Below are 20708 nucleotides of genomic sequence, written 5' to 3'. Positions count from 1 at the left end.
TCCGGTAACGCGTAGCCTGCCCCGGCCTGACCTGGCCGCTGACCGCGCCGCTCGCGCTATCAAGCCGCGAAGAATGCCATCGCCGCGGTGACCACACCCGCAGCCGCCACACCGAACGACAGATTGCGCAGCCATTTCTTGCGAGTCAGCAACGTGATCGCGCACAGGGCGATCGCCACCTGAATCAAGGTCGTAGCCTGCGCCCAGCGATGATGGCCGTGCAGCAATACTTCACTTTTGGCGTCGTTGTTCACGACTTCCTTTTCGATCGCTTCAGCGTTCACGCGGATCGGCTCTTTCTGCTGCTTGTATTTGTCGACGTCGGCGACGAACTTCGCGTGCGCGTCGGCATTGCCGAGCGACAGCGCCGCGCCGAGTTCAGCGAGATTCTCTTTCTCGCCCTTCGCCTGGTAGTAGTTCCATTGATTCGACGCTTCGGTCTTTTTAATGGCGGCTTCGTTCTTGTAGTACAGCGCCAGATTTTCGCTGTTGCCGCTCTGGTATGCGCACAATGCACCGATCGTCGCGAGGATCGCCGTCGTCACGGCCATGCGGCTCGCAAATGGGTCCGCGTCGTGGTGGCCGGCGTGTTCAACCGCATGGTCATGCGGACCATGCACTTCATATTCTTCAGACATCCAGTTCTCCGAGCCAGCTGTTCCTGTGATTCCCGGGCGCGGTGCATGGCGCAGGCACATGCGCGGGCGACGTCACAAGCGCGGCGCGCCGGCCCGGGGGCCTCAATCTTAGCGTGAGGTGCCCGGTGATGGAAAAGGTATCGACGCAAGCGGAGATCGATGAGGACGTCGATCGCACGTCAATGCGGACGTCAATGAATGCCGGCGGCCAGCCAGGTCCGTACGAAGGGGATCACGTGCTCGCCGGCCAGCATGCCGAGCAGGCCGACCAGTGCGACTGTCGGTGGCGCGGGCGATTTCACCTGCATCACGCTGTAGATCAAACCGACCACGACGCCGGCCACGAGCGAGATCAAATAAGCTTTCATGTTCGTTGTACCCATCTGAAATGCGGGCCGCCACGCCCACCGGTCGCTTCAGCAATTACATCGTGATGACGACCCGGCCGCGCGTGCCGGCGGCGACTGCCTCGTAGGCCTCGCGAGCACGTTCGAGCGGGAATTCCTGCGCGATGGCCGGCCTTTGCAGCTTGCCGCTTTCGAAGCCTTCCACCAGCGCTGTCATCAAGGGCGCCGATTGGGCGACCCCCAGCTTGGCGCTGTCCACGCCGAACAGCTGCGTTTCGTTGTGATAGAAATCGATCAGGTCGAATTCCACGCGGCGTTTGCCGGTGGCGCTGATTTCCAGCACCCGGCCGCGGCGTTTGACTAGACTCAATGCGGTCTCGAACGCCACGCCGCCGACGCTGTCGTACACCACGTCCGCGCCGGCGCCGCCGGTCAATGCCTTCAGGCGCCCGGTGACGTTTTCGTCGAATGGAACGTATTCGTCGATCAGTCGGCCCGCGGGCGCATCGGCGGAAAGCGGATGACGATCGACTGCGATTACGCGAGCGCCCCGCGCTTTCGCGATCTGCACGACCGCGCCGCCGACGCCACCGCCCGCGCCGATCACGGCAATCGTCTCGCCGCCTTGCAAGTGGGCGTACTCGATCGTGCCGAGCCAGGCGACCACGAAATTCACGCCGATCGCGGCGGCTTCCGGATGGCTGAGCGAGGCGGGCTTGCGTGACAGACCGGCGAACGGAATCTTGATGAACTCGGCGTGTGTGCCGTCGCGGGTGAAGCCGATGTCGCCGCCGGTGCCCCACACCTCGGCGCCGAGCCATGCCTGCGGGCCGTCCACCACGACGCCGCTGAAGTCGCGGCCAGGTGTGCGTGGCAGGAGGGTGTGTTCGAAATGGCCGGATACGTTCTTGACGTCGCTTGGATTCACCGAGGCCGCCTTGACCTGCACGACGGCGGTCTCCGCGTCGGCCTGGGGCGTCGGCAGCTCGACGTAGTCCAGCACTTCGGGGCTGCCAAAAGTCTTGAACTGAATCGCTTTCATTGCGCGTCACTCCTGTCGGTTCGCAGGCTGCATCGTGCAGCCGATGAACGTAGTCTAGGTGACCGGTAAAAAGCGATGAGACAACGGCTTTCGAATTTCGGACAAGACGTGCGGCGGCGCTTACCGCGCCGGCGCGTGGGTCCCGTTAGGTGCGATGCCCCATCAACATCAGCAGCACCGAAAGGGTGACCACCGACCCCACCGTCGACAACAAAATCGTACGCGAGGTGATGTGCGCCTCGCGCCGGTAGAACTCGGCCAGCATGAACGGGCCGGTGCCGGTGGGCAGTGCGGCCAGCACGACGGCCATCTCGACGAGCGAGGGCGAGAGCCCGAACACGCGCGCTGCGAGCCACCAGGTCAGCGCCGGCTGCACCAGCAGCTTGACCCCGGTCAGCAGCAGCGAGATGCCGCGCGAGCCGGCCTCCGACGGACGCTTTTCCGCGAGGAACAAGCCAAGGCTCACCAATGCGCACGGACTGGCGGCGCCGCTCAGCAGCTTCAGAAACGTCTCCGCGCTCTGTGGCAACGCGATGTGGGTACTGGCGAACAGCACGCCCGCGATCGGCGACACGATCAGCGGATTGCGCGCCAGCGAGCCCAGCACTTTCAGCCCCAGCTTGTGCGGCGTGCGCTCGGTCTGCAAGCCGACTTCGATCAGCACGATTGCAACCGCGAACAGCACGCAGGCGACGAGGATCGTGGCGATCGTGGTCGGCGTCAGGCTGGCTGAGCCGAACGCGATCAGGCCGAGTGGAAAGCCGATGTAGCCGGTGTTCGGATACGACGCCGCGATCGCGTCGACGCTCGCATCGGCCAGATGCCGGCCATTCAGCATGCGTATGACGAGAATCAGCACGAACACGCTGACGCAGCCGATCGAAAACGTCGCGACGAAGCCAGGCTGATAGAGCTGCTGCCAGGTGGCGCGTGCCATCGTGTCGAACAGCAAAGCCGGTAGCGCCAGCCAGACCACGAAGCGGTTCAGTTCGGACGCGGAATTCGGTCCAAGTACACCGCGCCGGCGGCAGGCAAAGCCCGCGGAAATCAGGCCGAATACGGGGAGCAGAATCTCGAGGGTAGCTAACATCGGTGCAGATCAGTGTGGGCGGACGGAGCGATGCGCCAGCGTAATAGCTTGCATTGATACAATCCAATACTGTTTTTCGCATTCGATAATACCTTTTTTGCATCGTCAATCAGCGTGAGCGCATCGTGATCGATATCAAGCCCCTGCGTTACTTCGTGACATTGGCCGAGACGCGCCATTTCGGCCGGGCGGCGGCGCGCCTGAATCTGTCGCAGCCGCCGTTGAGCCGGCAACTGGCGGCGCTGGAAGCGAGCCTGGGCGTAACGCTGCTCGAGCGCAGTCCGCGCAGCGTCACGCTGACGGCGGCGGGCGAGCGCTTTTACGCCGACGCGAAGGCGATTCTTGCGTCGGTGGAGCAGGCGGCCAGCAACGCGCAAGCCGCGGCGCACGGGGACGCCGGCAAGCTCGCCATCGGCTTCACGATGTGCGCCGCGTACAACGTCGTGCCCGGCTATGCGCGCGCTTTCGGCGCCGCGTTTCCCGAGGTGGCGTTGAACCTGCGCGAGGTCGTCTCGAACGATCTGGCCGAACAGGTGCTGGCCGGCCAGATCGACGCGGCGATCATGTTTCCGAACGTGCCCGACAAGGGCCTCGCCACGCGGACGATTCTCCGCGAGCCGTTGTGCGTTGCGCTATCGCGCAGCCATCCGCGAGCACGCGCACGGCGTCTGACGATCGCGCAACTGGCGGGCGAGCCGTTCGTGCTGGCGCTGGAGGAAGTGGCGCCGAGTTTGCGCGCAACCATCCTCGAGCATTGCCGCTCGGGTGGCTTCGAGCCGGATATCCGCTTCGAAGTGCAGTTGCAGCAGACCGTGCTCAGTCTCGTAGATGAAGGCGTGGGGGTGGCGCTCGTGCCGGCCTCGATGCGCAAGGTGCAACTCGCGGGCGTGGTGTTCCGGCCGCTGGCTGAGGCGCCGCTGATCGAGCAGGTGCTGGCGTGGTCGCCGGCTAATCGCAATCCGTGTCTGGCGCGGTTTCTCGAGCTGGCGTGAGGGGGCTTCATGAACTTGCGAGCGTGCTGTCGGCGGGCGATGGTGGGTCGTCGGGATAGCGCAGCGCGTCCTGCCTGATGCGCTGTCGGCACCAGAAGGTCCATCCCGTCAGACCGGCGTAGACCCCGTAGCGCAGTACTTCGGAGGCGAACGCCGCGTGTGGGTCGTTCGGCCAATGCCAGACGATCAGGCTGCGCAGGATGTTCTCGCCGATCATGCCGAGTCCCCAAACGAGCGTCATCAGCCGGATATAAGCAGCGAGGCTGGGCCGCTCGCGCCAGTGCTTTTCGAAGCTTGCGGCGCTGCGCGGGTCTTCGCGCGACATCGTCGAACGGGCGAGGTAAAACACCACGGGCCGCCGCAAAACCAACGAGATCAGGAAGGACACGCCGATCATGCCGGAGACCATCGGCTCTTCGATCGCGCCGATGAGCCGGTCGCCGCCCAAGGCCACCGCGATCAGCGAGAGCACGATGCCGACCAGCACGTTCGCGCTGAGCGCGTCGAAATGACGGTAGCGCAGCAGGTCCCAACTCATCCACGCAATCAACGGCAGCGCGGACGCGGCCAATGCGCCGGAATGGCCCCAGTGCGGAAACGCGAGCCGGTACGCGAGCCATGGAAGGGCGACGTTCACGATCAGCGCGGATAGGTAACGTAAGCGGGTTTTCATGGACTGAGCGGCGATAAGCATGGCAGTGACGCAGGCGGTGCGCACGTCCGCCGCCGCGCTTATCGCACCGGCGTGGCAGCACATGCGTCTCCAGGGAGTGTAGGGCGAAGCCCCTTTGCACGCCAGAGTCTGCAGTGCGGCGCGCGCGATCGCCTGGGTCGTGGCAGTGAACCTGGTGCACAAAAAATCTGCGATCATCCCAGGCACGCTTCAACGCTTCTTAACCCTAAAGCGTCCACGCTAACCATTCACTCGCCATGCCCACCCACGCCACGTTCCTCACCACCGACCGTCTCATCATGCGCCCGCACACGCGCGACGATTTTCTCGACAGCTATACGATGTGGTCCGATTCCGAGGTGATCCGTTATATCGGCGGCAAGCCATTCACGCGCGAAGAAGTCTGGGCGCGTCTGCTGCGTTACGCCGGGCATTGGGCGATGCTGGGATACGGCTATTGGGTGGTGCGGGAGAAGGATAGCGGCCGGTTCCTGGGCGAGGTGGGCTTTGCCGATTATCACCGGGAGATCGAGCCTTCGTTGATGGATACCCCTGAAGTCGGCTGGGCACTCGACCCCGCCGTCCACAATCGCGGCTACGCGACCGAAGCCGTGCGCGCCGCACTCGTCTGGGCCGATGCACATTGGCCCGACGGCGACACCGCCTGCATCGTCTCGCCGGACAATCAACCCTCGCTGCACGTCGCGCGTAAATGCGGCTATCGCGAACAGCTTCGCACGACGTACAAAGGCAAGCCGACCATCGTGATGCGGCGAGCGGCAGGCGTCGCATGAGCCGCCCGCTAGCCGCGTGCCGGTCAACCAGGTGGCCGCCTTATCGACCGCCTTCGCTCGCCGCTGCCCGCTGCCGCGCGATCAGGTCCACCAACCGTTCAACCTGCTTGCCCTCTGCATCGAAGTTGCCGGCATTGAGCCAGCGCGTGTAGCTCGGACGCAGCGCGGGCCACTCGCTGTCGATGACAGAAAACCACGCGGTGTCGCGATTGCGTTCGCGATACACAATCGCCTGCCGGAAAATCCCTTCGAACGTAAAGCCGTAGCGCAACGCCGCCGTGCGTGACGGTCCATTCAGCGAATCGCACTTCCATTCGAAGCGGCGATAGCCGAGGTCGTCGAATAGATGGCTCATCAGCAGGAACATCGCTTCGGTGGCAATGCGTGTGCGCTTCAGGCGCGGCGAATAGGTGACGTGCCCGACTTCGATCACGCCGTTCGCGCGGTCGATCCGCATCAGCGCGAGCGTGCCGACCGCCTTGCCGGTTGCCAGGTCGATCACCGCGTGGTGCAGCGGATCAGGCGATGCGGCCATGCGCGTCAGATGCTCGCGATACGCAGCGAGGCTCTCGAACGGCCCGACCGCCAGATAGGTCCAGTCGCGGCCATCGGGTGCCGAACTGTAGGCCTCGTACAAGTCCGCCGCATGACGTTCGACGTCCACCGGTTCGATCCGGCAATAGCTGCCCACCAGCGGCTCGCGGCCGGGCGCCCTGGCGCCTTTCCAGTCCGCCACGGGGGCGCCGATAGGCTGCCCGAAGTCGTTACGTCTCGGTTCCATGTCTGCTTCTCCAGTCGATGGTTGGTGATGGTTCGTTGTGGAGAACGATACGGCAAACGTGGTATGTTAAAAAGATCCAACCAAGACGAATTTAATAGGTCCAGCAGCGATGATTGAGATCATTGGCCCGCTCGCCAACCCGGGCGTCAAGACCCGAGCCGCTAGCGCCAGCGCCACCGCAGCCGCGGGTGCCGGCAGCGCCACCCCCACCGCCACCGGCGAAAAAACCACCCCGCTGCAAAAGCAACTGACCGAACGTTTGCAGCAAGCGATTCTCACGGGGCGTTTGCCTGCGGGGTCGCTGCTGCCGTCGTCGCGGATGCTGGCGGCGGAAATGGGCGTGTCGCGCAACACGGTGGTGATCGCGTACGAGCATCTGGCCGCGGTCGGTTATGTCGTGGCCGACAAAAAGGGCACGCGCGTGAGTCCGCTCTCCAGCCCTTCTGCACGCGGCGAAGCGCGGACACCCTCGGCCGCCCCGGAAGTCGCCTACGCGGCGCGCGTCGAACAATTCGCGGCGACCCGCACCCATGTCGACAACACCTTGCCGCTGACACCGGGCACGCCTGCATTGGACCGCTTTCCACTGACCGCCTGGCGGCGCGCACTCGAACGTTCGATGGAGCGTGCGTTGCCGCTCGCGCTCGGCTACGGCAATCCGGCGGGCGAACCGGCGTTGCGCGATGCGATCGCCGCGCATTTGCGGATAGCACGGGGCGTGCGCTGCGAGGGCTCGCAGGTGGTGATCACCGAAGGCGCGCAGGAGGCGCTGAATCTGTGCGTGCGGCTCTTGACCAATCCGGGCGACGTCGCGTGGATCGAGGATCCCGGCTATCGCGGCGCCAAGGCCGCCTTCAATGTCGGCGATCTGACCGTGCTGCCGATGCCGGTGGACCTTGAAGGCATCGCCGTGCCGTCCGGTGCGTGGCGCACGGATCCTCCCAAGCTGATCTACACGTCGCCCGCGCATCAGTATCCGACCGGTGCGGTGCTGTCGGTGGCGCGTCGGCTGGAGCTGATCGCGCAGGCGCGCCGCTGCGGCGCCTGGCTGATCGAAGACGACTACGACGGCGAGTTTCGCCATACCGGTGAGCCGATCGCCAGCATGCAAGGGCTGGTCGAGGATGCGCCGGTTTTGTACGTCGGCTCATTCAGCAAAACGATGTTTCCGGCGCTGCGTATCGGCTTCGTCGTGCTGCCTCGCACAATCGCCGCGCACACGGCGGTCGCGTTGCAGGAGATGCTGCGCGGCGGGCATCGTCTGGAGCAGTTGGCGCTGGCGCATTTCATCGACAGCGGCGAGTTCGGACGGCATCTGGGCCGGATGCGGCGTCTGTATCGGGAGCGCCAGCAGGCGCTGCGCGACGCGCTCACCACGCATTTCGCGTCGTCGCAGATTCTTGGGGGCAATTGCGGGATGCATCTGACGCTTCGTCTGCCGCCGCGCATTTCCGATCGGACCCTCGCCGAACGTGCGCTCGCCGCGCGGCTCAATCCACGCGCGTTGTCGGGTTTTGCATTGCAGCAGCGCGACGAGACGAACGGGCTTGTGATTGGTTATGGCGGCACGGCCGCCGAGCAATTGGTGCTTGCCGTCCGCACATTGGCCAGGCTGGCGCGGGAGTGAGCAGTCGCCATACGCGCCGTGTAAGTTTTTACGTTTGTCCGCGCGGCCCATGTCGCGCTATCGTGTCGCTTATGCGCGGCGATTCGGAAGTGCGTGACGTCGACGAATCGTCCGCAGGTCATGCCCGGCGCACCGAGACGCAAGATCGCGTGAGATGCGGGGCGCGCTTGCCGGGCCGCTATCAGGCTCGGGCATGAAGAATGCCTTTGTTTGTGGTTATCTTTGACGATTTATCCGACCGGAGACGACATGAAGGAAATCGAACCGACCGCTTGGTTTGAGCTTGCCGCCCACACGCCCGCCCGTGAAGGCTGGTACGAGGTGCAGTTGACGAGCGGGGAGACGGCCTTTGCGAAGTATGGCGACGGCATATGGACCGAGAAACCGTTGCTGGTGTTCACGCACTGGCGCGGACTTTCCGCCGATCCGTCGAAAGCTGCCGAGGGCGAGGCAGAATCGATCGGCGCGGAAGCCACAGCGGCTCAGGGCGTGCGCGCTGCGTGGAACGCATTCTTCCCAGGACTCGGCGAAGAGCAGCACAAACCGCTGGACGCCGTGCCCAACGGCAAAGCCCCGCATTGATTGACGTTGATTGATGCGACGCCTGGGCGGCGGCTTAGCGGCTGCCGCCTGATGAATACGCGATTAGTCGTTTCCCGGCGTCATTTCCGAGCGGTCACTTCCGCTTCAGCGCTTCAGCCCCCCATTCCGCCGACGTCCCTATCGACGTCCGGCGTCTCCGGTTTCACGCCGCCTCCGCCTCTCCCGTCTCCCCTGTCCTCCCGTTTCGCGCGGCCCCGCTACAATCCGCTCAATCAAATTGACGCGGAGATGCACGTATGAAAGTCACCCGGGAACCCGTGGCACTCTCGCGAGCCACGCAGTTACTGAATCATGGACCCGTCACGATCATCACCAGCGCGCACGACGGCCGTACGAACGTGATGGCCGCATCGTGGGCGATGCCGCTCGATTTCACGCCGCCGAAGGTCGTAGTCGTGGTGGACAGCCGCACGCTCACCCGGCAACTGATCGAAGCGAGCGGCGTGTTCGGCCTGCAACTGCCGAGCCGCGGATTTGCCGCGCAGACGTTGGCGGTGGGCACGAACGCAGGCGCTGAACTCGACAAGTTCTCGGCCTTCGACCTCGAGACTTTCCCGGCGCAAAACATCGACGTGCCGATGCTGGCCGGCTGTATCACGTGGATGGAATGCAAGGTGATTCCCGACGACAGCCAGCGGCACGATCTGATCATCGGCGAAGTGGTTGCCGCGTATGCGGACAGCCGCGTCTATTCGAACAACCGCTGGCATTTTGGCGATGATCCCAACCTGCGCACGTGCCATTACGTGGCGGGCGGGACGTTCTTCGCCACGGGCGAGGCGTTTGAGGTCGAGCCGGTAGCGAGCGGCGCGGCGAGTTGACCGGTCAGCGGCGGCAAGCGTGTCTCATTTATCGCCGTCGGCAAACGCCGTGAGTGCATCGCCCGCCAACCGGTAGCGAACCCATTCGCTTTGCGCGCTCGCACCGATCGATTCATAGAAGCCGATCGCCGGCTCGTTCCAGTCGAGCACGCTCCATTCGAAGCGGCCGCAGCCGCTCTCGCATGCAATCTGGGCCAGCCGGCGCAGCATCCGCTTGCCCGCGCCGCTGCCACGCGAACTCGGCGACACGTACAGGTCTTCCAGATAAAGCCCGTGCTTGCCGAGCCACGTCGAATAAGAAAAGAAATAGACGCAGAACCCGATCGGCTCGCCGTTCATCTCGCAGATCAAAGCCTTCGTAGTGGACGTGGCGGAGAAGAGACTCGTTTCGATATCTTTAACGGTAGCGACAACTTCGTGCTCCGCTTTTTCATACACCGCGAGTTCGGTGATGAAGCGGAGAATCAACGCGGCGTCGGATGCGTGGGCGGGGCGGATGTGGATGGTCAAGATGAGATGCTCGGTCGGTTTGTAGGGTGAATCGAAAGTTGGTGAGTATGCATGCGCGTCGGATCAACCATGCATCGTATCGTTTATTCCGCGGTCCTGGCCAGCGTGCGCTCGCACTCCGCGATGTGGAGATTGCGATTGACGTGCCCTCGCAAAATCGTTTACTGTCGATCCATGGACTTCCACTCGATTCCCTTCGCTGCCGTCACCACCACGGCGACCACCTTCACAGGCGGGTCGTCTGGAGGTTGCGCACGCTAGAAGCAGGAAGCTGTGGCAGACCACCAAAGGCCCCGCCGGAAACGGACGGGGCCTTTGGCGTTTCTGGACCTCCGATTGGACCTCCGTTTGCGGCATCGATCAACAGTATCTGCAACGTCAAGACAAGCGGAGCGTCATTGTGAACGACATCGACCATCGTGTACTGGGCAACAAACTCGACCTTTTCCACCAGCAGGAAGAAGGCGCCGGCATGGTGTTCTGGCACCCGCGCGGCTGGGAGCTGTACCGTGTGCTGGAAGACTACATTCGCGCCCGCATGCGGCGCGCGGGCTTTCGCGAGATCCGTACGCCGCAATTGCTCGCGCGTTCGTTGTGGGAGAAAAGCGGACATTGGGAGAAGTTCGGCGCGTCGATGTATTCGCTGGCCGACGCGGAAGAAGGGCGCGCGCTGTGTCTGAAGCCGATGAGTTGTCCCTGTCACGTACAGGTGTTCAACCAGCGTGTGCGGTCGTATCGCGAGTTGCCGGTTCGCTATAGCGAGTTCGGTGCGTGTCATCGTGACGAACCTTCGGGCTCGCTTGAAGGGCTCAAGCGTACGCGTGCGTTCGTGCAGGACGACGCGCATGTGTTCTGCACCCAGGCGCATATCGAAGCCGAAGTCGGCCGCTTCTGCGCGCTGTTGCGGGCGGTCTATGCGGACCTCGGTTTCCCCAATTTCAAGGTCGCGCTCGCCACGCGGCCCGCCATGCGCGCGGGCAACGACCCCACGTGGGATCGCGCGGAAGAGGCACTGGCAAATGCAGCGCGTGCAGCGGGCCTCGAATTCGACGTACTCGAAGGAGAGGGCGCGTTTTACGGCCCGAAACTGGAATTTCATCTGACGGACAGCCGGGAACGCAGCTGGCAATGCGGCACGATCCAGCTCGATTTCGTCTTGCCCGAGCGGCTCGACGCGCAGTTCGTCAACGAGCGCGATGAACGCGAGCGGCCGGTGATGATTCATCACGCGGTACTCGGCAGCATGGAGCGTTTCATCGCGATGCTGCTCGAACATCACGAAGGGTGGCTGCCGGTGTGGCTCGCGCCCGAGCAGGTCGTGGTCGCCACGATCAGCGAGGCGCATACGGCTTACGCGCGGGAAGTGATGCAAGCACTCGACGCCGCCGGCATCCGGGCGCTGCTGGACAGCCGGCCGGAGCGGCTGGAAAAGAAGATCGTCGACGCACGGGAAAAACAGGTGCCGATTTTTGTCGCTGTAGGTTCACGCGATGAACGCGACCGGACGATCAGCATTCGCGCGCGTGACGGGCAGCAGTCGACGCTTGCTCTCGCGCAGGGTGTCGAATCTTTGAGGCTGGCTGCGCTGCCGCCTGCGTTCTCCTAGATCTCCAGCACACCAGCCGCCATGAAAGCCACCGTCCACCGGCACGCTATCCGGGCCGACGGTGGAGGATGCCGCATGACTTCGCTATCCAACGCATCCGAGGTCAAGCCTGGCGGGGAGTGCGCGATCTTGCGAGGTTATGCGACGTCAGCAAACAAACTTCCCCAGTTCGCCAGTGGCCTGGTATCCACATCCAGCATCCTTAATGCTTTCCAAAGCACAGTCGCCACGGTGTCATAAGCGGGAACATCCGTGGCGAGTTCAAACGTCCTCACCAGATGCGCAGCATGCAGATTCGTGCAGAAAGTCGTCACGGCATCCGGTCTGGCAAATGCAGCTTCACGCATCATGATTGCCAATTGCGTGTCCGGCACCTCGGCAAAGCTGAAATTGTCCCGCAAGCCGAGGTGCCGTTCCGCCACGCATTCGATGCCGAGCTTCTCGTAGTTGCGCACGATCCGCTGCTGAACATCGTCGGTGTACGGCGACACCAAACCGAACCGCCGTACCCCCGTTTTTTCGAAAATCTCGTTGAGCGCCAGCACCGAGGTCGTCGCGGGAATGCCCGTCGCCTCGGTGATCTGACGGCACAACGACTGATCGCGTTCGAAGCCGAGCCAACCGGCGGACGTGCCGCTCCAGCCAATCACATCCACGCGAGCGTCGGCCAGTTGACGCGCTGCGTCCAGAATCCGGCTCGCGTCGAACTGGCCGAGCGCCTGCTCCGATAGCGCGATCTCCGTCACCGTGAAGCGGGCAAAGTGTGCGCTGACATAAGGCAATTCGCTGAGCATCGCTGCGGTGATCGGCTCGAGCGCCGTGTTCGACGACGGCGTCAGCACGCCGAGCCGGATTCTTGTGTGTTGCATCGCGGTGTGTCCCTTTAGCGCTTGCTTGCGTACGTGAGCGGTTTAATCGGCGAGCAACAGCTTCACGCCTTCGGCCGCCTCATAGCGAAGCTGTTCCAGATCGAGGCCCGGAATCACACCGTTATCCACCACCACGCGGCCATTCACCACGTTGTAGCGAACCCGAGCCGGTTCACCCGCCGCCACCGGTGCCACTGCCACATCATGGAAGCCGTTGAAGCGCAGATCGCTGATGTCGTACAGCACGAAGTCCGCGGCCTTGCCGACTTCCAGTGTGCCGACCGCGTCCAGACCGAGCACGCCTGCGCCGCCCGCGCTGCCCCAATGAATCGTCTCTTCGACGGTGGTCGCCGACGCGCCTTGCGCCGCGCGATGCACGAGCCACGCAAAGTGCGCCTCATTGGTCATGCTGCCGGATTCGTTCGAAGCCACGCCGTCTACGGCCAGCGACATCGGCACGCCCGCTGCTGCCATCTGCGGGGCGGGCGCAATGCCGCTGCCGAGGCGTGCGTTGCTCACTGGGCAGTGCGAACAGCCGCTGCCGGTTTCCGCCAGCATCGCGATTTCGCTCGGCTGCAGATGCACCAGATGAGCGAACCAGACATCCGGCCCGAGCCATTCGTGATCGGCGACAAACTCGACCGGCAGTTGATTGAAACGCTCTTTGCAGAAGTCGACGTAACGCGTTGTTTCGGAAAGGTGCGTGTGCAACCTCAATCCCATGCGACGGGCCGCGCGTGCGACTTCGGGCAGCAGTTCAGGTGGCAGCGAAAACGTCGGCGTAGTCGGAGCAACCACCACGCGGCGCATCGCAGCCGCACCCGCGTCGTGATAGCGCGACTTGAGTCGTTCGATATCGGCGAGCATCTGATCGAGCGTTTCGGGTTTCAATGCAACTTTGGAAAACCCCGGATGATCGCCCGCCGCCTGCAATGCACCGCCGCGGCACAGCACGAAACGCAGGCCGAACGAAGCCGCTTCGTCGAAGAGCAGATCGCCAGTTTCAGTGCCGCCGTCAGCGTGATACAAGTAGTGGTGATCGGCGCAGGTCGTCACGCCGGATAGCAGGAGCTCGGCCATCCCGAGCCGTGCGGCGACTCGCGCCAGGTCCGGCGTAAACCGCGCCAGACGCGGATACGGCACAGCGGCCAGCCATTCCTGCAAATCGGAATTGATGCCGGACGGTACCGCTTTCAGCAGATTCTGGAACAGATGATGGTGTGTGTTCACCCAGCCCGGATAGACAACGCATGAACGCGCATCGATGACACGTTCATCGGCGCGCGGCTCCAGGTTGGGCGCAATCGTCTCGATACGGCCGTGGCGAATTCGCAGATCGACCTGGCCCAGTCGCGCGTTATCGCCGCTTCGGCCGCTCATCACGGCGACCGGGTTCTTGATCAGCAACGCTTCAGTTTGCATGCTCACGATTCAATGTCCTTTCAGTTGCTGAGAAGCGGCCGCCGGTCTAAAAGAGGGGCGACGGCCGCGCTCGTTCTACTGCGTCACCCGCTTATTCGCGTACCAGGTTGTGCGCCTCGACGACCTTTTCATCTTCATGCGCGCCGTTCAATACCGCGTTCAGCACGACCGACACCAGACACGCCAGCACCACACCGCTATGCAGGAACGGCTGCGTCCAGTCGGGCATGTGCTTGAAGACTTGCGGCGCCATCACCGGAATCAGCGCGGTGGCAATCGTGAAGCCGACAATCAGCACGTTGTAGCGATTGCGCTCGAAGTCCACCTTCGCCAGCGTTTGCACGCCGGCGGCCACCACCACACCGAACATTGCGATACCGGCGCCGCCGAGCGCTGCTGCGGGCGTCGAGGCGACCACCGCGCCGATCTTCGGCACCAGCGCCACCACGCACATCAGCACGCCGCTGATCGCCACCACCCAGCGGCTGCGCACGCCGGTCAGAATCACAAGGCCGACGTTCTCCATGAAGGCGATGAACGGGAAGGCCGCAAACATGCCGGCAATCGCGCTCGCCAGACCGTTCGCACGCATGCCGCGCACCACGTCATCCTCGCTCACGTCCTTGTCGACGATGTCACCAATGGCGACGAACAGACCCATCGACTCGACCATCTGCACCACCATCACGACGATCATCGTCAGTACCGGCACCACCGAAAACACCGGTGTGCCGAAGTGGAACGGCACCGGCAGCGTGAACCACGGCGCTGCGCTCACGCTCGAGAAGTTACCCATGCCGAGCGAGCACGCCAGAATGCCGCCCGCGATCAAGCCGAGCAGCACCGAGAGATTACGCAGGAACGGGCCGGCAAAGCGGTTGATCGCGAGAATCACCAGCGCGACGAACAGCGTGACGCTCAGGAAGGGCAGCGCACCGAACTGCTGCTGCGCCGCCTCGCCGCCACCGGCCCATTGATACGCGACAGGGAACAGTTGCAAACCGATCACGGTCACGATGCAGCCGGTCACCACCGGTGGGAAGAATCTTCGCAAGCGGCCGACGAGCGGCGCCGCGAACATCGTGAAAAGACCGGCGCCAATCACCGCGCCGCACACGCCGGCGAAGCCGACACCCGGACTCATGCCGATCGCGATGACCGGCCCGACGCTGCTGAAGGCCACGCCTTGCAGAATCGGCAGACGCACACCGAACTTCCAGATGCCGACGGTCTGCAGGATCGTCGAGATGCCCGAGCAAAACAGCGCGGTGCTGATGAGCACGGTAGTGTCTGCCGGCGGCATCTTCAGTGCCGACGCGACGATCAACGGAACGGCAATCGCGCCGATATAAGCCACTAGCATGTGCTGCAAACCGAGCGTGATCATCTGGCGCTTCGGCAGAATCCGATCGACGGGATGTATGGCGGTGTTCATGACGTGTCTCCTCCTGTCCCACTCAAGATGGGTACTGCGATTGTCGTGGTCGATCGGAGCGCGCCGCACCAACCTCGCCGTGCGGCATCACATCGCGCGCCGACCGGATCACCCGTCAGGCCGCTACCGGCACGGCAAGACAGGCATGGAAGCGGTCGGTCAGCGCGGCGCGATCGAGATCGCGTCCGATGAATACAATGCGGCACGAGCGAGGTTCACTGCCCCACACCTGCGCCGCGCGTAGTTCGATCACGTTGTGCACGCCTTGCAGCACGTAGCGGTGCGACTGGCCCTGCACGGCGAGAATGCCCTTCATGCGGAACAGGTTGGTGGCATCGGACTCGCGCAGTTCGGTGAGCCAGGCTTGCAGTGCGTCGAGGTCGATGTCGGCGTCGACTTCGATGCCGACCGAGGACACGCTTTCGTCGTGCTGGTGGTCGGCGTGGTCGTCGTCGTGGTGGTCGTGAGCGTGGTGCGCTCCGGGCTCGCCGTCGTGATGGTCGTGCTGGTGTCCGTGTTCGCTTGCATGCTTGTGCGAGTGCTCATCTTCTTCGCGCAAGCCGTCCGTCTCAACCAGAATCTGCGAAAACTCGTTCGCACCCACGCCGAGAATCTTGTCGAGATCGATCTGGGCATAGCTCGATTCGACGATATCCGCCGTGGCATTCAAGCCGCGGATGCGCTGCGTCAGCGAAGCGATATCGTCCGCGGTCACCAGATCGACCTTGTTGATCACGATACGATCCGCGCAGACGATCTGATCGACCGCCTGATTGTCGCTGCCGTCCAGCACCAGATCGTCCAGATGCGCGGCGATATGCTTCGCGTCCACCATCGTCACCACGGCATCCAGCGTGACCTGTTTTGCAATCGGATCGTCGAGAAAAAATGTCTGCGCAACCGGATACGGATCGGCTAGCCCGCTGGTTTCGACGATGATGTGATCGAGGCGGTCCGGTCTTTCCACCAGCATTCTCACGATCCGCACCAGATCCTCACGAACGGCGCCAACGCAGCAAACACAGCCGTTGGTCATTTCATAGATCTCTTCGGTCGATTCGAGCACAAGGCCACCGTCGATGCCGATCTCGCCGAACTCGTTCTCGATCACCGCGATCTTGCGACCATGCTTCTCGCGCAGGATGTAGTTGAGCAGCGTCGTTTTGCCGGCGCCGAGGAAACCGGTCAGCACCGTGACGGGGATTTTCTCGATTTCGTTGTGGGTGGTGTGAATGTGATTCATGGCTCGTCTCCGTTTCTTCGTTCGTGATGCGGTTCGTGCAGTTATTGCAGCTGTTACGATTCGGCTATCAGGCGATATGCGGTGCTTGTGCTGCTATTTCACTTTCTCTCCAGCGTTTGACGGTGCCCGCTTCGAGACCGAACAGATCGAGTACACGGCCTAGCGTGTGGTCGATCATCTGGTCTAGCGAAACAGGGCGCGCGTAAAACGCCGGTACGGGTGGCGCGACAATGGCGCCCATTTCAGTGACGGCGATCATATTGCGCAGATGCGCCAACGTGTATGGCGTTTCACGCGCCAGTAGCACCAGCGGACGACGCTCCTTCAACGTGACATCGGCAGCGCGCGAGATGAGGCTCGACGACATGCCGCTGGCAATCTCGGCAAGCGTCTTCATCGAACACGGCGCGACGATCATCCCCAGCGAGCGGAACGAGCCGCTGGAAATGGCTGCGGCCATGTCGTCGCAGCGGTAGGTGAAACTCGCGAGGGCGCTGACTTCGGCGAACTTGTAGTCGGTTTCGTGCGTCATCGTCAGCAGGGCGCTGCGCGAAACGGTCAGATGCGTTTCGATATCGAGCTGACGCAGCAGTTGCAGCAGCCGCACGCCATACGTGAAGCCGGATGCGCCACTGATGCCGACGACGAGCCGCCGCGGGTTCATCGCTGGGCTCCGGCGGCGGCGCGTGCCAGAATCTCGGCTGCCTGCCGCGATGCCCGCTCGCTGATCTGCGCGCGGATGCCGTCGAAGTTCGAACCGCGTGTTGCATCGATGCCCATGCGCGAGGTCGTGCCCGCTGCGGATGAAGAGGGATCGAGCGGGCTGCCCGGCAAGCCGTCGACGATAAACACGTCCTGATGCGGCTGGAAATGCGTAGCGATGGCCCACAGCACTTGCGAATCGTTGGTGATGTCGATGTCGCTATCCACCACCACCACGTTCTTCAGATACGGATCCCAGCCGAGCAACGCGAGCATGATCTGGCGTGCTTCGCCGTCGCGGGTCTGATTCAGCGCGACGTAGCAGTGGAAATGCGTGCCGGAGTTCGGATAGTGCAAAGCCGTGACCGAAGGAAAGCGCGCTTTCAACTTCTCGCTCATCTCGGCTTCGCGCGGCAAACGGGCGAGCGTCAGATGCTCGGCGTACGGACCGCCGACCACGTCGACGAGCCACGCATCGTTACGGCGCATCATGGTGTCGACGCGCAGCACGTTGTTGGTCGAGCGATCCGATGAATAGCCGGTGAATTCGCCGAACGGGCCTTCTTCAGCGTGGGCGTCCGGGTCGATCGTGCCTTCCAGAACGAATTCGGCCGAGGCCGGCACGCCGATGCCGTAACGGGGCGTGCGCACCAACTCCAATGGCGCGCCGAATAATCCGCCTGCAATCGCACGTTCGTCGGTGCCGAACGGCACGCGCGCCGCAGCGGCCAGCATGAACAGCGGGTGGGCGCCGATCACCATCGCAACCTTGAGCGCGTCGCCGCGTGCCTTCGCGGTTTGCAGCATGCGCCACAGATGTCCACGCGAATGCAGGCTCGTCGCCAACGCATTGCGGGCATGCCGCATCGAACGGTGATAGCTGAGATTCGCGACACCCGTCACCGGATCTTCAGCGACGATGACCGCATTGGTGATGTACGGGCCACGGTCGGTATCGAAGTGGCGGATCATCGGCAATTGTGCGAGATCGATGGCATCGCCTTCGATAACCTGATCCAGAACCGGACCGTGAGAAACGAAAACAGGCGCGATCGGTGTGTTCGCGCGCTGCTGATAAGCGTCGAATAAACCGGCTGCATCGACATCGAACAGGCGGCCGATCCGCGTGCGTGAGGCAAAGAAATTGGTGACCAGCGGCGTGGCAATGCCATCGACCTTTTCGCAGATCAACATCTCATGCCGTCCGCGCGCCGCTAATTCGGCCACGACGGCGGTGACATCCTGGTCGGCGGATACAGGCTGGGTCAGCGTCAATACGTCGTCGGGAAACTGCTCGCGATACGCTTGCGCAAAGCGATGAAAATCCTGCGTGGCGCGGAAAAGGTTATCCGCCATAGTGAACTCCGTCGAAAGCCATAACGAATGCGTGAGCGAAAGCGAACCGGCATAAGCCGAACAAGCGGCAGACGCGGCGCGAACCGCGCCTGCCGTGCAGCGGCTAACGGGCGTTAAGCCGGCTGCGTTACGTCATTGACGTAAGTGGCCTTCAAACGCTTTTCCGCTTCCGCCAGATCCTTCGGCGGCCTGGTCGGCTCGATGCCGACCAGGCGGGCGATGTTGTTGCCCATGTAGTCTTCGAGACCGTCTTCATCCAGATCCATGCCTTGCGGCGCCGGACCACACAGCATTTCCAGCTCTCGCAGCCACATGCCCGGCTCGTTCGGCGGCGAGTCCGTGCCGAACACGATCTTGTTGCGCGGCAATTCGCGAGCGAACTCGACGATGCGCGACTGATAGCACCAGCCCGATTCGCAATACACGTTCGGCGTATCCATCGCCATCCAGAACGATTCGAACGAATAGTTGCCGCCAGTCTGAATCCCGAAGTGACCGATGATGAAATTCACCATCGGGAATTCGCGGATGATCGGATAGAACTGCGTCGGAATCGTGTACGGTCCGTCGCCGGTGTGAATCAGCACCACCACGCCGAGCTCCGCGCACTTCTTCATTGCGGGACGCAACCAGTCGAGTGCACGGTCCGGACGATAACCATGCATGTTCGCGTGCAGCTTGAGCATCTTGAAGCCGTACTCCTTCACGTGGAATTCGAGTTCGGCTGCGCCGTTTTCCGGACCCCAACGCGGGTTGTACGTGAAGTTGCCGATAAAGCGATCCGGGTACTTCTGTGTGAGTTCGGCGATATACGACATGTAATCGCGAATGCCTTCACGGCCGCGGCGATTGCCGTCGCGATAGCCGGTGTTGCCCGGCGGCGGTTGAATAAAACCCATGTCGATGCGGCGCGGCTTGCCGTTGATGATGTACGGACCGTCCATCATCTTCAGCAGGCGTTCGCCCGTGAACGGTTCGCCGGTATGGCGCCACGCTTCGTCGACGAGATTGGTCGGGTGCAGATGGGTATCGATGATCATCAGCGGGCTCCTGCGTAATCAGCCTGGCCGGCGTGTTTGTTCGCGGCTCCGGCATGTTGTTTCAGATAGGCTTGGGCTTCTTCGACGCTTCTCGGCGGCGCGCTCGGCTCGACACCGATCATTCGCGCGAGGTTGTTGCCGAGGTAATCTTCGAGTGTGTCTTCGTCGAGATTCAGCCCTTGCGGCGGCTCGTGGCACAACACTTCGAGCAAACGCAGCCACATGCCGGGTTCGTTCGGCGGCGTGTCGGAGCCGTAGAGAATCTTGTGCGTCGGCAAGACCTTCGCGAATTCGACGATCCGCGATTGCAGGCACCAGCTCGATTCGCAATACACGTTCGGCGTATCGAGCGCCATTTGATACGGCTCGAAGCAATACACGCCACCCGTCTGCACACCGAAGTGCGCCATGATGAAATTCACCGACGGGAATTCCCGGATCAGTGGATACCATTCGCTCGGAATGCTGTACGGGCCGTCGCCAGTGTGCAGCTTTACGAGCAGGCCGAGGTCCGCGCATTTACGCAAAGCAGGACGCAGCCAGTCGAGCGCGCGGTCGGGCCGATACGCATGCATGTTGGCCTGCAACTGCACCATCTTGAAGCCGTGTTCCTTCGCGTAAAACTCGATGGCTTCGGCGCCGTTCTCAGGACCGCAACGCGGGTTGTAGACGAAGCAACCGAGCAGACGGTCCGGATGCTTCTGAACGCATTCCACGGTGTACGCCATGTAGTCGTCGATCGACTCGCGGCCCGAGCGGCTGCCATCCGTCCACGTATAGATGGTGTTGCCTTGCGGCGGCTGAATGAATGCCTTGTCGATGCGGCGCGGCTTGCCGTTGATGATGTAGGGGCCGTCCATCGTCCTGATCAGACGCTCGCCGGTAAACGGCTCGCCGTCATGGCGCCACGCGAGGTCGACCAGATTGGTCGGGTAACAGCTAGTGTCGATGATCATGTACTCGATCTCCTTGAGAGGAACTGGTGTATCCAGTTGCCGGATCGCGGGCAGGCGCATCGATGGAACTCAGCCCGTTGGGCTTGCCCATGCGGCCTTTTGCAAGACGCAGTACTAACGCGCCTTCCCCTCGCCGGCATCGAGTGTCACACTGATGTGCA

General features: G+C 62.8%; 21 protein-coding genes. 6 read left to right on the top strand and 15 right to left on the bottom strand.

Annotated elements, in window-relative coordinates; translation table 11 throughout:
• Positions 1-59: 59 nt before the first annotated feature.
• The 4 genes from PQR53_RS02755 to PQR53_RS02740 form a co-directional block, all read right to left on the bottom strand.
• On the bottom strand, positions 60-638 hold the full coding sequence (locus tag PQR53_RS02755) for a DUF4337 domain-containing protein (protein WP_408451025.1): 579 nt from the start codon (positions 636-638) through the stop codon (positions 60-62).
• 191 nt (positions 639-829) lie between these two features.
• Positions 830-1006 (bottom strand): DUF1427 family protein, encoded by a 177-nt coding sequence (locus tag PQR53_RS02750; protein WP_179740064.1) that lies wholly within the window; start codon positions 1004-1006, stop codon positions 830-832.
• 55 nt (positions 1007-1061) lie between these two features.
• On the bottom strand, positions 1062-2027 hold the full coding sequence (locus tag PQR53_RS02745) for a quinone oxidoreductase family protein (protein ID WP_408451024.1): 966 nt from the start codon (positions 2025-2027) through the stop codon (positions 1062-1064).
• 145 nt (positions 2028-2172) lie between these two features.
• Positions 2173-3117 carry an AEC family transporter gene (locus tag PQR53_RS02740; RefSeq protein WP_408451023.1) on the bottom strand — a complete coding sequence of 315 codons (945 nt, stop codon included), beginning with the start codon at positions 3115-3117 and terminating at the stop codon, positions 2173-2175.
• Positions 3118-3242: 125 nt separating this feature from the next.
• On the opposite strand from PQR53_RS02740, the gene PQR53_RS02735 reads away from it, so the two are divergent.
• Entirely contained in the window at positions 3243-4109 is an 867-nt protein-coding gene (locus tag PQR53_RS02735; RefSeq protein ID WP_408451022.1) for a LysR family transcriptional regulator, read from the top strand.
• A 7-nt stretch (positions 4110-4116) separates the two neighbouring features.
• Here the strand turns inward: PQR53_RS02735 and PQR53_RS02730 are convergent, their stop codons facing one another.
• On the bottom strand, positions 4117-4782 hold the full coding sequence (locus PQR53_RS02730) for a VC0807 family protein (protein WP_408451021.1): 666 nt from the start codon (positions 4780-4782) through the stop codon (positions 4117-4119).
• Between the two features lie 257 nt (positions 4783-5039).
• On the opposite strand from PQR53_RS02730, the gene PQR53_RS02725 reads away from it, so the two are divergent.
• Positions 5040-5576: a GNAT family N-acetyltransferase gene (locus PQR53_RS02725; protein WP_408451020.1), complete on the top strand. Its 537-nt coding sequence runs from the start codon at positions 5040-5042 to the stop codon at positions 5574-5576.
• A 40-nt stretch (positions 5577-5616) separates the two neighbouring features.
• Here PQR53_RS02725 and PQR53_RS02720 read toward each other — a convergent pair whose 3' ends face one another.
• Entirely contained in the window at positions 5617-6357 is a 741-nt protein-coding gene (locus PQR53_RS02720) for a GNAT family N-acetyltransferase (protein WP_408451019.1), read from the bottom strand.
• Positions 6358-6466: 109 nt separating this feature from the next.
• Here PQR53_RS02720 and pdxR point away from each other — a divergent pair, with 109 nt between their 5' ends.
• From pdxR to PQR53_RS02705, 3 genes are all read left to right on the top strand, one after another.
• Positions 6467-7984, top strand: a complete 1518-nt coding sequence (pdxR, locus tag PQR53_RS02715; protein ID WP_408451018.1) for a MocR-like pyridoxine biosynthesis transcription factor PdxR — start codon at positions 6467-6469, stop codon at positions 7982-7984.
• 249 nt (positions 7985-8233) lie between these two features.
• Positions 8234-8566 (top strand): hypothetical protein, encoded by a 333-nt coding sequence (locus tag PQR53_RS02710; RefSeq protein WP_408451017.1) that lies wholly within the window; start codon positions 8234-8236, stop codon positions 8564-8566.
• Between the two features lie 257 nt (positions 8567-8823).
• Positions 8824-9408 carry a flavin reductase family protein gene (locus PQR53_RS02705; protein ID WP_408451016.1) on the top strand — a complete coding sequence of 195 codons (585 nt, stop codon included), beginning with the start codon at positions 8824-8826 and terminating at the stop codon, positions 9406-9408.
• 24 nt (positions 9409-9432) lie between these two features.
• Here the strand turns inward: PQR53_RS02705 and PQR53_RS02700 are convergent, their stop codons facing one another.
• The gene (locus PQR53_RS02700) at positions 9433-9918 is read right to left on the bottom strand and encodes a GNAT family N-acetyltransferase (protein ID WP_408451015.1); all 486 of its coding nucleotides are present in this window, start codon (positions 9916-9918) and stop codon (positions 9433-9435) included.
• Positions 9919-10318: 400 nt separating this feature from the next.
• Between PQR53_RS02700 and thrS the strand changes: the two genes are divergently transcribed.
• Positions 10319-11524, top strand: a complete 1206-nt coding sequence (gene thrS, locus PQR53_RS02695) for a threonine--tRNA ligase (RefSeq protein WP_408451014.1) — start codon at positions 10319-10321, stop codon at positions 11522-11524.
• 137 nt (positions 11525-11661) lie between these two features.
• Here the strand turns inward: thrS and PQR53_RS02690 are convergent, their stop codons facing one another.
• From PQR53_RS02690 to PQR53_RS02655, 8 genes are all read right to left on the bottom strand, one after another.
• Positions 11662-12393 carry a maleate cis-trans isomerase family protein gene (locus tag PQR53_RS02690; RefSeq protein ID WP_408451013.1) on the bottom strand — a complete coding sequence of 244 codons (732 nt, stop codon included), beginning with the start codon at positions 12391-12393 and terminating at the stop codon, positions 11662-11664.
• A gap of 42 nt (positions 12394-12435) precedes the next feature.
• Complete coding sequence (locus tag PQR53_RS02685) at positions 12436-13815, bottom strand: isoxanthopterin deaminase (protein ID WP_408451164.1); 1380 nt, start codon at positions 13813-13815, stop codon at positions 12436-12438.
• A 91-nt stretch (positions 13816-13906) separates the two neighbouring features.
• On the bottom strand, positions 13907-15250 hold the full coding sequence (locus PQR53_RS02680) for a nucleobase:cation symporter-2 family protein (protein WP_408451012.1): 1344 nt from the start codon (positions 15248-15250) through the stop codon (positions 13907-13909).
• Positions 15251-15365: 115 nt separating this feature from the next.
• Positions 15366-16493 carry a CobW family GTP-binding protein gene (locus PQR53_RS02675; protein WP_408451011.1) on the bottom strand — a complete coding sequence of 376 codons (1128 nt, stop codon included), beginning with the start codon at positions 16491-16493 and terminating at the stop codon, positions 15366-15368.
• Between the two features lie 67 nt (positions 16494-16560).
• Positions 16561-17157 carry a UbiX family flavin prenyltransferase gene (locus tag PQR53_RS02670; RefSeq protein WP_408451010.1) on the bottom strand — a complete coding sequence of 199 codons (597 nt, stop codon included), beginning with the start codon at positions 17155-17157 and terminating at the stop codon, positions 16561-16563.
• Positions 17154-18551 carry a UbiD family decarboxylase gene (locus PQR53_RS02665; protein WP_408451009.1) on the bottom strand — a complete coding sequence of 466 codons (1398 nt, stop codon included), beginning with the start codon at positions 18549-18551 and terminating at the stop codon, positions 17154-17156. The genes PQR53_RS02670 and PQR53_RS02665 overlap by 4 nt, the downstream gene beginning before the upstream one ends.
• Positions 18552-18664: 113 nt before the next feature.
• On the bottom strand, positions 18665-19591 hold the full coding sequence (locus PQR53_RS02660) for an amidohydrolase family protein (protein ID WP_408426184.1): 927 nt from the start codon (positions 19589-19591) through the stop codon (positions 18665-18667).
• Complete coding sequence (locus PQR53_RS02655) at positions 19591-20547, bottom strand: amidohydrolase family protein (protein WP_408451008.1); 957 nt, start codon at positions 20545-20547, stop codon at positions 19591-19593. The genes PQR53_RS02660 and PQR53_RS02655 overlap by 1 nt, the downstream gene beginning before the upstream one ends.
• Between the last annotated feature and the right edge of the window lie 161 nt (positions 20548-20708).

The organism is Paraburkholderia fungorum (genome assembly GCF_046027605.1).
Taxonomy (GTDB): Bacteria; Pseudomonadota; Gammaproteobacteria; order Burkholderiales; family Burkholderiaceae; genus Paraburkholderia; species Paraburkholderia fungorum_F.
The sequence above is the reverse complement of the archived record's forward strand: the minus strand, read 5'-3'. Positions and strand labels throughout refer to the sequence as shown.